Origin of the sequence: Brevibacterium sp. Mu109, from assembly GCF_900169375.1 — a bacterium.
GTDB lineage: Bacteria > Actinomycetota > Actinomycetes > Actinomycetales > Brevibacteriaceae > Brevibacterium > Brevibacterium yomogidense_A.
This window is the reverse complement of record NZ_FXZF01000039.1, coordinates 1-13,556: the sequence shown is the minus strand read 5'-3', so window position 1 is coordinate 13,556 and position 13,556 is coordinate 1. Positions and strand designations below refer to the sequence as shown.

Annotated in this window: 12 protein-coding genes and 1 pseudogene; 7 read left to right on the top strand and 6 right to left on the bottom strand. The window is 67.2% G+C overall.

The genetic code is table 11. The features are described from left to right. Positions 1-121: 121 nt before the first annotated feature. Entirely contained in the window at positions 122-610 is a 489-nt protein-coding gene (locus BSP109_RS15150) for a MarR family winged helix-turn-helix transcriptional regulator (protein WP_257944732.1), read from the bottom strand. 127 nt (positions 611-737) lie between these two features. On the opposite strand from BSP109_RS15150, the gene BSP109_RS17530 reads away from it, so the two are divergent. The 6 genes from BSP109_RS17530 to BSP109_RS15120 all read left to right on the top strand — a co-directional run bounded on the left by BSP109_RS17530 (position 738) and on the right by BSP109_RS15120 (position 6,769). Continuing rightward, positions 738-1,043 (top strand): hypothetical protein, encoded by a 306-nt coding sequence (locus tag BSP109_RS17530; protein WP_218777944.1) that lies wholly within the window; start codon positions 738-740, stop codon positions 1,041-1,043. Between the two features lie 134 nt (positions 1,044-1,177). Beyond that, positions 1,178-2,431, top strand: coding sequence for an NAD(P)/FAD-dependent oxidoreductase (locus BSP109_RS15140; protein WP_180959776.1), 1,254 nt, complete (start codon positions 1,178-1,180; stop codon positions 2,429-2,431). Positions 2,432-2,614: 183 nt separating this feature from the next. After that, positions 2,615-4,342: an AMP-binding protein gene (locus tag BSP109_RS15135; RefSeq protein WP_180959775.1), complete on the top strand. Its 1,728-nt coding sequence runs from the start codon at positions 2,615-2,617 to the stop codon at positions 4,340-4,342. A gap of 121 nt (positions 4,343-4,463) precedes the next feature. Continuing rightward, positions 4,464-5,741 (top strand): TRAP transporter substrate-binding protein DctP, encoded by a 1,278-nt coding sequence (gene dctP / locus BSP109_RS15130; RefSeq protein WP_087008067.1) that lies wholly within the window; start codon positions 4,464-4,466, stop codon positions 5,739-5,741. A 201-nt stretch (positions 5,742-5,942) separates the two neighbouring features. Beyond that, positions 5,943-6,206 (top strand): helix-turn-helix transcriptional regulator, encoded by a 264-nt coding sequence (locus BSP109_RS15125; protein ID WP_087008065.1) that lies wholly within the window; start codon positions 5,943-5,945, stop codon positions 6,204-6,206. Beyond that, positions 6,203-6,769, top strand: a complete 567-nt coding sequence (locus tag BSP109_RS15120; RefSeq protein ID WP_087008063.1) for a hypothetical protein — start codon at positions 6,203-6,205, stop codon at positions 6,767-6,769. The genes BSP109_RS15125 and BSP109_RS15120 overlap by 4 nt, the downstream gene beginning before the upstream one ends. A 222-nt stretch (positions 6,770-6,991) precedes the next feature. On the opposite strand, the gene ilvD is transcribed toward BSP109_RS15120, so the two are convergent. Both ilvD and BSP109_RS15110 read right to left on the bottom strand, forming a co-directional pair. Continuing rightward, the gene (gene ilvD / locus BSP109_RS15115; protein WP_101601721.1) at positions 6,992-8,737 is read right to left on the bottom strand and encodes a dihydroxy-acid dehydratase; all 1,746 of its coding nucleotides are present in this window, start codon (positions 8,735-8,737) and stop codon (positions 6,992-6,994) included. A 302-nt stretch (positions 8,738-9,039) separates the two neighbouring features. Next, positions 9,040-10,044: a 2-hydroxyacid dehydrogenase gene (locus BSP109_RS15110; protein ID WP_101601729.1), complete on the bottom strand. Its 1,005-nt coding sequence runs from the start codon at positions 10,042-10,044 to the stop codon at positions 9,040-9,042. A 191-nt stretch (positions 10,045-10,235) separates the two neighbouring features. Here BSP109_RS15110 and BSP109_RS15105 point away from each other — a divergent pair, with 191 nt between their 5' ends. After that, positions 10,236-11,285, top strand: coding sequence for a CBS domain-containing protein (locus BSP109_RS15105; RefSeq protein WP_101601719.1), 1,050 nt, complete (start codon positions 10,236-10,238; stop codon positions 11,283-11,285). Positions 11,286-11,313: 28 nt separating this feature from the next. Here the strand turns inward: BSP109_RS15105 and BSP109_RS15100 are convergent, their stop codons facing one another. From BSP109_RS15100 to BSP109_RS15090, 3 genes and pseudogenes are all read right to left on the bottom strand, one after another. After that, on the bottom strand, positions 11,314-11,832 hold the full coding sequence (locus BSP109_RS15100) for a MarR family winged helix-turn-helix transcriptional regulator (RefSeq protein WP_257944731.1): 519 nt from the start codon (positions 11,830-11,832) through the stop codon (positions 11,314-11,316). Beyond that, positions 11,829-12,623 (bottom strand): CE1759 family FMN reductase, encoded by a 795-nt coding sequence (locus BSP109_RS15095; protein ID WP_257944730.1) that lies wholly within the window; start codon positions 12,621-12,623, stop codon positions 11,829-11,831. Before BSP109_RS15095 ends, BSP109_RS15100 begins: the two co-directional genes overlap by 4 nt. A gap of 40 nt (positions 12,624-12,663) precedes the next feature. Further along, positions 12,664-13,443: pseudogene (locus BSP109_RS15090) on the bottom strand (LLM class flavin-dependent oxidoreductase); the annotation flags it as partial. Positions 13,444-13,556: the final 113 nt, after the last annotated feature.

Here is a 13,556-nt window from a genome sequence, read left to right as displayed (position 1 = left end):
CCTGCCGGTCGGAGCTGGCAGCAGATCTTCGATCAACGACCACTGAGCATCAGTAAGCAGCTGGAATCTCGACATGCTTCCAGGCTCTCAGCCAGCGAACTACACCTTTGTCAGACACGCCCTAGGTCTGCTCGTCGCCGGCCTTCTCCGCACGGACGATGAGTGCGTTGAGCCTGTCCCGCAGCGACGCCAGCTCGTCGATGTCCATGTCGAGGTCGGCGAGGATCGCCCCAGGGATCGCTTCCGCGTGCTTCCGGACGTCCATCCCCTCGTCGGTGAGCCCGACCAGGCGGACGCGGGCGTCCGCGGGCGACGCGACCCGCTGGACGTAGCCGACCTTCTCCAGCCTCGTGAGCAGCGGAGAGAGCGTGGCCGGCTCCAGGTGCACCGCCCGGGCGAGGTCGCCCTGGTGACGGGGAGACTCCTCCCACAGCGCCAGCATGACGAGGTACTGCGGGTGGGTGATGCCCAGAGGAGCCAGATGCGGCCCGTACATCGCCACGACCGTGCGCGACGCGACGGCGAGAGCGAAGCACACCTGCTCGTCGAGGCGCAGCAGGTCGCGCGCAGGGGCGTCGGCGGGCGCGGAAGGGTCGGGATCAATGGTCACGCGTCGAGGGTACACCGCCCGTCAGCGCACGGTCCTCCTGCTATACTTAGTGCACGAAACAGTTGTGTGCCGCGTAGACTCGCCGGACCACACCGCGCCCGCCATCCGCACCGAGGAGATCCCACTCATGCCAGACGACAAGCACCCGCCACTCAGCTCGAGCAGCACGGGCGGCGGCGATCCGGCAGAGCCCAGCGCGATCCACGATCCGGAGGGCACTCCCGCGCCCGAAACACCGATGACGAAGCCGAAGGGCGACGACGGGTTCGGCCTCGGGTACCGCTTCTTCTTCCGGTTCCAGTACGCGCTCCTCCACGTCATCGGACCGCCGCGCCTGACCGCCAGCATGGACCCGCGCACGAAGCTCAAGCAGGACTACGACCGCCGCAGGGCACTGAACGAGCAGTGGAAGGCCGCCAAGGCGAAGGGCTGAGCAGCACGGGCCAGGCCCCGTACAAGCCCGTCCGCAAAGGCCCATCGGAGCCACACGCGCTCCCCGGGATGATGACCCCTGCCGCCGGTGTTGTCGAAGGAGACGGACACACCCTCGGAAGGAGTGGGGTCATCATGGACAGCACAGGCACGGGTGCACACAGCACGTACGACTACGTGATCGTCGGCGCAGGAGTCGCGGCGGCCTCGGCGGCGAAGGCGATCCGGGAGCACGACGCGGACGGCACCCTGGCGATCCTCGGTCGCGAACCGGACGGCCCCTACTACCGCCCCGACCTGTCGAAGACGCTGTGGCTGGATGGCGAGGCGCAGCTCGACAACGGATGGCTGCTCGACGGCGAGGCCGGCACTGGATCGCAGGACGGCGCAGACGTGCGGACCGGGGCGTCCGTGACGGCGATCGACACGAGCGCCAAGACACTCACGCTGGCAGACACCTCCACGGTCGGCTACGAGTACCTGCTGCTGGCGACGGGCTCGCAGCCGCGGGAGCTCGACCTGCCCGCATCCGACCGCATCATCCACTTCCGCACCGTCGAGGACTACCGGCACCTGCGCGCCCAAGCGAAGCCTGGCAGCCGTGCTGTCGTCGTGGGCGGCGGGTACATCGGCGCGGAGATCTCCTCCGCACTGGCGCAGAACGACGTGTCGGTGACCATGCTCATGCGCGGAGCGACGGTGCAGGGGCACATGTTCCCCGCGCGCCTGGCCGAGACGGTGACGCAGACGTATCGCGACCGCGGTGTGACCGTGGTCGGCGAGTCCGCCGCCTACGGCGCGAGCGAGCGCGACGATCACCTCATCGTCGCGGATGCCTCCGGCGAAACCCACACCGCCGAGGTCGTGGTGGTCGGCGTCGGCGTCACACCGAACGATCAGGTCGCGCGAGCAGCCGGCATCACCGTCGACGACGGGATCATCGTCGATCGCCGCCTCGCGACGAATGCACCGGACGTGTGGGCCGCGGGAGACGTCGCCCGCTACGAGGACGCGCTCCTGGGTGACCGGCGTGTCGAGCATGTGGACAGCGCGGAGCACATGGGCGCCGTCGCCGGCCGCAACATGGCAGTCGCCCGCACGCGGAAGGGCGATCCGGAGAGCTACACGTACACCCCGATCTTCTGGTCCGACCTCTTCGACTACGGCTACGAGGCGGTCGGAGACCTCGATTCCTCGCTCGAGACCGTCGAGGACTTCACCGACGACGGCAGCGCCGGAGTGGTCTACTTCCTCGACACCGGCCGCGTGCGCGGTGTCCTGCTGTGGAACGTGTGGGATTCGACGGACAAGGCGAAGCAGATCATCGAGCAGTCGACCGCGGAACCGCTGGACGCGGCGGAGCTGAAGGGTCGGATCAGCCTGGGCTGAGGCTGATCGGGCGAATTCCCCGAGGTGACGTGGGCCGGGCTGGGCCGGCGAGGAGCCCTCCCTGCCCACCTGGTGAACACAGGTCGACAGTCAAGGCTGACCGGATTATGGTGTGCTGAGTCACAGTTCGCATCGGTGCAGCTGCTTTCGCTCGCTGCCCGCCATGTTCCAGGAGAGCCGCCTGTGTTCACCACCCCGGCAGAGATCTACGAGCACTCGTTCCGCATCCACAGCGCGCTCACCGCGATCCGCGAGGACGACCGCGAGTTCACCTACAGGGACTTGTGGCTGTGGTCGGACGCCGTCATGGAGCAGCTGCGCCAGCACGGCGCCTCCACCGGTGATGTCGTCGGCATGTTCGCCGGCAACCGCGCCGAATGGCTGGTCGTCGAATCCGCCGTCGCCCGCATGGGCCTCGTGCGCACGCCGGCTAACTACATGTCCGCCCTGGAGACCGTCGCGTACCAGCTGGCATACGCGAAGGCCGCGTTCCTCGTCACCGACTACGACCTCGGCGCCGCACTCCTGCCCTACCTCGACCCGGACGACCGACCCGTCCTCCTGCAGGTGGAGGACCCCGCCGGCAGGATGCTCCCGGATGCGATCCCCCTGGCGCCCCTGCCGCCTGGTGGCACGGAACCCGACCGCACGGAGCACTCCGTCGATCCGGAATCGCGCGCAGGAATCTATTTCACCGGCGGGACGACGGGACGGCCGAAGGCGGTCTCCCACTCCGCACGATCGGTCGCAGCGGCCCTGTACATCCAGATGATCGAGGCGGAGATCCGCCCCGGCGAGCGCATGCTCATCATGACGCCGCTCGCGCACGCGGGCGGTTCCCTCGCGGCAGCCGCGATCGGACGTGGGGCGAACGTGCGCGTGCTCGACAGCTTCGATGCGCACCGCACCGTCGACCTGCTCCTCCACGATCGGATCACCTGGACCTTCATGGTGCCCACGATGATCTATCGCGTGCTCGACCTCCTCGACGGGCGCCTGGCCGACGGGGGGTCAGGATCAGAGGGATCAGGAGGATCGGGAGGATCGGGAGGATCGGGAGGATCGGGAGAACGCTCTGCGGATCTGGCCCTGAACACGATCGTCTACGGCGCCGCGCCGATGTCACCGACCAGGCTGGTCGACGGACTCCGCCTGCTGGGCCCGGTCTTCCTCCAACTCTTCGGTCAGACAGAGGCACCTCAGTTCTGCACGCGCCTCTCGAAGCTCGACCACGATCCGAACCGACCCGAACTGCTGTCCTCCTGCGGCAATGCCACGCTCTTCACCGACGTCGCGGTCACCGACGACACGGGCGCTCACCTGCCCCCGGGAGAGTTCGGCGAGATCACCGTGCGCACGCCCTTCGCACTGACCGAGTACATCGGCAATCCCGACGCGACGGCGGAGACGTTCTGGGACGGCTGGGTCCGCACCGGTGACATGGGAATCATCGACGACGCCGGGTACGTCTTCCTCAAGGACCGGAAGAACGACATGATCATCTCCGGCGGCTTCAACGTCTACTCCCGCGAGGTCGAGGACGCGCTCTCGTCCCATCCGCTCGTCGCGCAGGTCGCAGTGATCGGCGTCCCGCACCCGGACTGGGGCGAGGCGGTCCACGCGGTCGTGGTCACGCGCGGCGTCGGTGCCGACGACGACGAAGACGGGAGCAGTGCCGACGGCGACGAAGTCCGTGGCGATGGCGCTGACCGTGACGATGATGGCAGCGGTGACACTGACGGCCTCACAGACGAGGCACTCAAGGACCACGCGTCCATCGGACTCGCGCGGTATGCGCGCCCCAAGAGCTTCGAGTTCGTCGACTCCCTCCCGCTGACGCCGTTCGGGAAGATCGACAAGAAGGCGCTGCGCGCACCCCACTGGGAGGGCGCGGCCCGCCAGATCGGGTGATGCTGCCCCAGGTCGGGTGATGCTGCCCCAGATCGGGTGACGCACCCGCCATGCCTGTCAGACCAGCAACCGCTGTGCCTTGTTCACCCTCACCAACGTCGCCCTCACCAAGGAGTCAACGATGACATCTGCTCGCCCACTCACCTTCGCAGCGGCGGCCGTCTGCGCCGCACTCACGCTGTCCTCCTGCGCCGGATCCGCGGGAGCCGGAGGCTCGTCCGGCGGTGAAGCCGGCGCTGGCTTCGAATACGACGCCGACCAGGCAGCCGTCGACGAAGCGCTGGCCGATCTGGACCCGGTCACACTGACCTACCAGCCCGCCGCGGCCTCACCGGAATCGATCATGGCGCCGGCCGCCTACGCGTACCAGGACTACATCGAAGAGCGGTCCGGCGGGAAGATCACTCTGGAGATGGTCTGGGGACAGGCGATCGCAGGCTACGCGGAGGTCGACGACGCCCTGGCGGACGGGCGCCTCGACCTGTCCTACTCGCTGCCCATCTACAACCCCAGCGACTACCCGTCGTTCGACGCGACCGCATCCGCCCTCTCCGGGCTGCCGATCTCCCCCGTGCGCGGAGAGGCGATCTACAACGCGGTCGCAGGCGATCTCGGGTGGCAGACCGAGAGCCTCCTCGACGAGTACGAAGCGAAGGGCGTCACGCCGCTGACCCCGATGGTCGCGTCGGGAGGCTACTACCCGATCTGCAACGAGGAGGGGAGCGAACCGGACGACTGGGAGGGACGCCAGATCCGCGTGGCGAGCACCTCGCACCTGAACGTGACGCAGGAGCTGGGGGCGTCCCCCGTGTCGATGGAGTACGTCGAGGTGTTCGAGGCCCTGCAGCGCGGCACCGTCGACTGCACGTTCGCACAGCTCCTCCCGTCTGCGGAGAGCCAGCTGTTCGACGTGGCCCCGCACCTGTCCTACAGCACGGACGAGGCGAGCATGGCGTCGCGGGCCGTGGGCGCGGAGCTCGCAGGCAGTTCGTTCGAGACGCTGCCGCTGGCCTACCAGCAGATCATCTTCGACGCGGCCCAGTCATCGTTCGCGGGCTTCGTCAACATCGTGGCCGACGGCAACACGGAGAGCGTGCGCCAGGTGAAGGAGGCCGACGGCACGATCGAGCAGATCGACGAGGAGACGGAGAAGATCATCAGCGACGCGAACGCCGCAGAGCTGGAGAGGATCCTCGACGACGGGCTGCTCAGCGACGACGTACCCGCGAAGATCGATGAGTCCACGGAGAAGTGGACGTCCGTCGCGGACGAACTGGGGATCGAGGACAAGGGCGATTTCGAGGACCTCGACGAGTGGTGGGAAGAGGGCGTCCTGGACTTCGCCCCGATGGGCAAGCGCGTCTACGAGGAGACCGGGCTCGCCCACCGACCGTCCTGACTCTCGTCCAGCAGCAGAGGGCACGGGGCGCGATACAGCGGACTGAAGCACACGGGCGCGACTCAGCTGCCCGAAGAGCGCGGTTCGGCTGACGGCGACCCGACGGTCACCTCGCGACTGAATGTTGAGTTTCCTTGACATCCATGTGCTAACTCTGCTTAACATGTAGATGTCAAGGAAACTCAACATCAAGGGGTGGATATGCCGATCACCGGACAGACCGGGGGCTCCACCGAAGCAGGTCCTCGCCCATCCGACGGCGGCACCGAGTCCATCCGGACTCTGCGCAGAGCCGTGGGACTCACACAGGGCGAGCTCGGCAAGCACGTCGGCGTGACCCGCCAGACGATCGCTGCCGTGGAGAAGGGCGACTACGCACCCAGCGTCTACCTCGCACTGCGCATCAGCCGCCGCCTGGGCTCGACCGTCGAAGCCCTCTTCCCGCTGGACAAGGAGCCGTCATGACAACGCATACCCCACGCCGCTTCACCACGACCGCAGACAGACTCGCAGGGATCGCCGATCCCTCGATGGGCGATGAGCGCGAACGGGACATCGCCCTGCGCGCCGGCACCGTCGCGATGGTCGTCTCGATCTTCACCATCCAGCTGATCGGCGTCGCCCTCGCCGTGATCGGCGTGGGGATGTGGTCCGGCATCGTCATCGTCGCGGCCCTCATCCCGAGCGGCGCCTACAGTTGGTACTGCCGCAGCGCCGGACTCGATATGAACCGCGTCTACTCGAAGATCGCCCCGCGACGCAGGCGACTGGCGACGCTCGCCGGACTCGCCGTGGCAGCCGCGTGGATCGCAGCGCTCTCGTTCCATATGTTCACGGGGGCGCCGCTCATCGACGTGGGCCTCAGTGATGCAGTCAGCACCGACAGCAGCACCGCGGCCGGCCTCGTCACCGGCGGCATCGTGGGCGGTGGGGCAGCGATGATCGCCCTTGCGTACTCCGCTCGCCGTGGACGCAGGCGCCTCGCCGCCGAAGACGACGCGGATGAAGACGCGGACGACGAGTACTGAAAACAGACAGTGGCAACGGGGAGTCGCCGCGCACGATGCTCAGACATCACGCGCAGCGCTTTCCGCACACGCAGGGGCCCCGGTCCTCCTCGACGGGAGGACCGGGGCCCCTGCGTGGATGTCTCACCGCGGGGGACGGAGACCCGCCCCTCGCACGCTCAGCTTGCTGCTCGGGCGTGCACGCTCAGCCTGCGACTCAGGCTTGCGCACTCGAACGGTCGCTCAGACCGTCGTCGCGCCCACGGCCGCAGACTTCACGAGCTTCGCGTACTTGCCCAGCACACCGGTCAGGCGGTGGTTCTCCGGGATCGTCCACTCCGTGCGACGCTCCTCCAGCTCCGACTCCGGCACGTGGAGCTCGATCGTCCGCGCAGCGATGTCGATGCTGATCTTGTCGCCGTCCTTCACGAGCGCGATCGGTCCGCCGTCCACAGCCTCCGGCGCCACGTGACCGATGCACAGGCCCGTCGAACCGCCGGAGAACCGACCGTCCGTGATGAGGAGGACGTCCTTGCCGATCCCCGCGCCCTTGATCGCACCGGTGATCGCGAGCATCTCGCGCATACCCGGTCCGCCCTTGGGCCCTTCGTAGCGGATGACGACGACGTCGCCGGCCTTCAGCTCACCGTTCAGCACGGCGTCCATCGCCGGCTGCTCGCGGTCGAACACGCGCGCGGTTCCGTCGAACACGTCCGCGTCGAAGCCTGCCGACTTCACGACAGCGCCCTCGGGAGCGAGCGAGCCCTTGAGCACCGTCAGGCCGCCCGTCGGGTGGATCGGATCGTTGAGCGCGCGGAGGATCTTGCCATCCGGGTCCGGCGGATTGATCTTCTCGAGGTTCTCCGCGACCGTCTTGCCGGTGACCGTCATGCAGTCGCCGTGCAGCAGGCCCGCGTCCAGCAGCGCGCGCATGACGACGGGCACACCGCCGATCTTGAAGACATCGTTCATGACGTACTCGCCGAACGGCTTCACGTTGCCCAGGTGGGGCACCTGATCGCCGATCCGGTTGAAGTCGTCGAGGCTGAGGTCCACGCCCGCCTCGTGCGCGATCGCCATCATGTGCAGGACCGCGTTGGTCGATCCGCCGAACGCCATCGTCACGGCGATCGCGTTCTCCAGCGACTCCTTCGTGATGATGTCCTTCGTCGTGATGCCGCGGCTCAGCAGGTTCACGACCGCGTCGCCGGACATGCGGGCGAACACGTTGCGGTTGCGGTGGATCGCCGGCGGCGCGGCGGAGCCGGGCAGGGACATGCCCATCGCCTCGGCCGCAGACGCCATCGTGTTCGCGGTGTACATGCCGCCGCACGCGCCCTCGCCGGGGCAGACGGCGCGCTCGATCGCGTCGACGTCCGCCTCCGTCATCTTCCCGGCACGGCATGCACCGACCGCCTCGAAGGCGTCGATGAGGGTGACTTCCTTCTCCGAGCCGTCGGACAGCTTCGCGGTGCCCGGCATGATCGAGCCGTTGTAGAGGAACACGCTGGAGAGCTCGAGGCGGGCCGCCGCCATGAGCATGCCGGGGATCGACTTGTCGCAGCCGGCCAGCAGGACGGAGCCGTCCAGACGCTCGCCGCCGAACACCGTCTCCACCGAGTCCGCGATGACCTCGCGGGAGACGAGCGAGTAGTGCATGCCCTCATGGCCCATGGAGATGCCGTCGGACACGGAGATCGTCCCGAACTCCAGCGGATAGCCGCCCGCCCCGTGGACGCCTTCCTTGGCGAACCCGGCCAGCCGCTGGAGCGACAGGTTGCACGGCGTGATCTCGTTCCACGACGAGGCGACGCCGATCTGCGGCTTCTGCCAGTCGTCGTCGCCCATGCCCACCGCACGGAGCATTCCGCGGGCCGCGGCGCGTTCGATGCCGTCGGTGACGTCGCGCGAACGCGGCTTGATGTCCACGCCCGGATCGGGCTGTGCTGGTGACGAGGCGACTGCGGGGCCGGGATCAGTGATGCTCATGTCCCGCATCTTAGGACCGCCGTCACACTGTGCCGCCACCGGCCCACATGGCGGACCGGAACACCGCCGCCGAGGTGCCGGTCACCCTCGCGGGCGACCGGCGCCTCGGCGGCGGTTCAGTATCGGTGGAACCACGTTCACCTGCACGGATGCCCCGAATCGGTCAGGGCGGCAACGCGCACGCAAGGGCACGTCACGGTCATGCCGTCGCCCGTTGACCGTCTCACCGGCGAAGGCCAGAGCAGGGTCGGGCCGAATACCGAACGCTTGTGTGCGCATAGTCCTGTATGCCAGAGACTCACTCAGCCCTGCGGCACCTCGACGAGGTTGAGCGGTTCCTTGCCCACCTGCAGGCGGTGCAGCTGCTCGACGAGCAGCCTCTCGATGCGCGGGTGGAAGGCCGACGCGTCTCCTCCCACGTGCGGGGTGAGCAGCGTGTTCGGCGTCTCCCACAGTGGATGCTTCGCAGGCAGCGGCTCCGGGTCGACGACGTCGAGCGCCGCATGGATCCGACCGGTCTGCAGTTCGGCGACCAGGGCGTCCGTGTCGACCACTCCCCCGCGGGCCACGTTGACGACGAGCGCACCGTCGGGCAGCGCGGCGAGGAAGTCCTTGTCCACGAGCTTCGCCGTGCGGTCGGTGAGCGGGGTGATGAGGACGACGATCTCCGCATCGGGGAGCAGCGAGGGCAGCTCGTCAATGGCGTGGATGTGGCCGCGGTCGTCATCGCGGGCGGTGGTGGCGACGCGTGTCTGCTCGACCTCGAACGGTGCGAAGCGGTCGAAGATCGCGTTGCCGATCCCGCCGGCGCCCACGATGAGGACCTTCCGGTCCGCGAGCGACGGCAGCTGCTGGTGGTCCCACCTCTGGTGCGTCATGTCGCGTGCTGCGACGTCGATGCCGCGCAGTCGGGCGAGCGCGAGCGCCACGGCGAGCTCCGCTGTCGCAGCCGCGTGCACGCCCGAGGCCGTCGCCACCTGCACGTCCGGGCCGACCTTCCCGATCAGCGCGTCGTACCCGGTGGTCTGCAGCTGGACGAACCTGAGGTTGGGCAGCTCGTGGAGGCGCTCGATCGTCGGGCCGTGGTCGGGGTACGGGAGGATGACCGCATCGATGTCGGACTTCTTGAGGCCGGGCGATTCCTCCTCCGCTGACCACACCACGAAGTCCACGCGGGACTGCTGGTGGTCGACGATGCGGGAGTCGACCTTCGACCGCAGCTCGCTGGTGGGGAATGCGACTGTCGTCACGTGTCCGGTCGGGGTCGTCTGGGCACCCGCAGTGCCCGTGCGTGCGTCTTCGCTCATGCGTCCAGTCTGGCATGCAGCACGGGCATTCGACCGAGCGAACATTCAGTGCCGGTCATCTTCACCACCCGGCGATGTCCTTCCACCGCAGACCACCCTAGAAAAAGGGGCAGAAACAGCTACCACAGCTCGCGGTTGTAAGGCATGCTGATTGAGCACTCGACCAATTGCTCGACGAAGGGCCCAAAACTATGAGCTACCCGCCTGCCGAACCGACAGCATCAAGCGGACTTGAAGACACGAAGGCTTTTCTGGATTATCTGGCGAACGAAAAGGAATCCATTTCAGCGCGCCAACTGATTTCATACTGGGGATCGAAAACACGAGGCACAAATGTTGTTTCGACAGTTGAATCCGACCTCGAAGCGATGGGCTTATACACCGATCCACCGTTCGATACCGGCCTCCTCGACAACCATATAAGAGTAAAGCACAGTGAATCTCGAATCGAAGAATCAATTCAGAAGGATTCGCCACGAGAACACCTGCTTACGCTCGCCCGAATACCGTCGGCAACGTTTGCCATTACAACGAGCCATGACGCCTACCAATCAGGCTACGTCACACACGACATGTCCGCGTCAGAGGCATCGTCACTGATGTTGCGGCACGACTTCTCGCAGGTCCCGGTAGTGCACAATGCCGACGACAAGACGCTTGAAGGCGTCTTCTCGTGGAAGACCCTCGCTCACGCGCGATTGCGAGGTGAGGATCCTGAGGCTGTCACCGATGCGATAGAGCCAGCGGACTCGGTCGACTTGTACTCAGATCTCTTCACGAACCTGCAACCGATAGCTGACAGAGGATTCGTGATCGTCACTCATCGCGGAAAGCTGTCAGGGATCGTCACTGCGGCAGACTTGACTCGCGAGTTCGAGAATCTCGCCATTCCGTTCCTCACGGTAGGGCGCTGCGAACAGGAACTCAAACGTGTGGCTGAAGCGAAGTTCGCCTCGAAACCACCGAAAATGCCTTTCTCGGAAATGATGTTCGGGAACCTGCAGGACTACTTTAGAACCCATTGGGACGAACTCGACTGGGATATCTCTAAGACAGTTTTCAACGACTGGCTGACTGAAACAAGGACTCTCCGGAACTCTATTGCACATTTTGACAACCCGGATGCCGACGTGTCTGCAGAGGTGGCTTCCGCGAACAGGCTCACAGAATGGTTGCGCCAAATCGAACCTGAGACAGCGATGAAGAATCCGGACGATCCGGCGGCCAAAGAAGTCGACTGAGCAGAGCCGCGAATTTCCCCAGAGCCGCTCACCGGTCGACCGCGGGCCGGATCTTGGCCATGATGCGGGCGAGGTCGTCGATGTCATCGGTACTCAGACGCGCGTCGAACACCTCGTGGATCTGCGCGCGATGGTCGCGACCGGCGGCGACGAGTGCGGCGGCACCCGCGTCCGTGAGGATGATGTTGTGGACGCGGCGATCCTCCGCGCACGCCTCCTTGAGCACCCACCCCCGGTCGACCAGCACGCCGATGCGGTAGCTGAGCCTCGGCACCGAGAACACGATCTTCTCCGCGAGCACCGTCATCCGGAGCGTGCGCTGAGGGGCTTCGGCCAGCACCATGAGGAGGTTGTAGTCCGCGAAGTCCATGCCCGCGTCGTCCTTGAGCGCCGCCCCCAGCCGCGCCATCACCCGCTGCGAGGTCTCGAAGTAGAGCCGCCAGGCCTCCATCGTGCGGGTCTCCCCCAGAAGATCACGGCGAGGTCCGCCACTCGGGGGATCGACGCGGTCGGGGGTGCCTCCCAGAAGGTTCGAGGCGTCGGTCATGCCCCTCCTTGTCCCAGGAGGACGGAGAACGGCGTCACCGATGCGGGGTCGAACTCGTCCCGACCGCGTTCCTCGCGCGCCCGGTCGCCCAGGCCGCGCGGTGTGATCGCCGACCTGCCCGACTCCTCCGCGGGCCCCGCGTACGGGATGTCGCGGGCGTAGTCGTCGGACCGCGTTGCCGAGGCGCCGGTCGGCTGGGTGCCGGCGGGCGCCTCGGCGGCGGTGTCCTGCTGCGCGCCGGTCGCCGCCGGGTTGAGTGCCAGGGCGAGCTCCGCCAGCTCGTCCGTCGCCTGGGTGATGCGGCGGTCCAGGCCGGCCTGCTCGCCGCCGCCCCAGTCGTCCGTGGCCGCGAAGACAGAGGTGGGCAGCGCGTAGCCCTTGAGGTAGGCGATCATCGGGCGCAGCGTGGACTCCGCGGCGAGCGAATGCCGTGGTGTCCCGCCGGTCCCGCCCAGCAGCACGGGTGTGCCGGCGAGCGATGCGTCGTCGATGAGCTGCCAGAACAGGGTGTGGATGCCGGCAGGCGCCGCCTTGTAGACGGGTGCCACCGTGATGACGGCCGAAGCGCGCTTGACTGCGGCGAACGCCTCCTCGAGCTCACGGGCGGGGAACCCGGAGACGGTGAGGTCGACGAGCGCCTTCGCCAGCGTGCGCACGTTGATGTGGGTGGTCGTCACCTCGGCCCCACGGGCGGCGAGCGCGCCCTCTGCGGAGGCGAGCATGCGCTGGGCCAGCCGCGTGGTCGTGGAGTCCTCGCTCAGGCCGGTCGACACTGCGACGATCTCGATCATGGTGCAGTCCTCTCTGGAATGACGTGGGGCGGCGGGTCGATCACGTGGAGCCGGAGTCGGCCTTCGCGCGCTCTGCTTCCTGTGCGGCGAGGCGGTCTTCGTGCGCGCGGGTCCCGGGTGCGCCGCCGGGCACCGGGGCGTTGCCGGCGCGCTGGCGGGCGACGAGCCACTCGTGCGTGGGGGCCTCCGGGATATCCGCCGGGCGATCGGCGGCGAACTCCTCGCGGAGGGCGGGAACCACCTGCTCGCCGAGGATGTCGATCTGCTCGAGCACCGTCTTGAGCGGCAGCCCCGCGTGGTCCAGGAGGAAGAGCTGGCGCTGGTAGTCACCGGCCCACTCGCGGAAGCCTGCGTAGCGCTCGATGACCTCCTGGGGCGAACCGACCGTGAGCGGTGTCTGCGCCGTGAAGTCCTCCATGCTGGGCCCGTGGCCGTAGACGGGCGCATTGTCGAAGTACGGGCGGAAGCGGCGGACCGCCTCCTGAGAATCCTTGTGCATGAAGACCTGACCGCCCAGACCCACGAACGCCTGGTCCGCACGGCCGTGGCCGTAGTACTCGTAGCGCTGGCGGTAGAGGTCCACCATGCGTGCCGTGTGGCTGGTGGGCCAGAAGATGTTGTTGTGGAAGAAGCCGTCGCCGTAGTAGGCGGCCTGCTCCGCGATCTCCGGGCTGCGGATCGAGCCGTGCCACACGAACGGCGGCACGTCGTCCAAGGGCCACGGGGTGACGGTGAAGGAGCCCAGCGGGGTGCGGAAATTGCCGTCCCAGTCGAGGTTCTTCTCGCGCCACAGGCGGTAGAGCAGGTGTGATGTCTCGAGACATCGGTGACAGTTCTGTATCAGGACATCGGTGACAGTTCATGTCTCAGGACTTCGGTGACACTCTGAGATTCTTCCGTGGTCGACCTCCACGCCTGCCAGTCGGATCCGGC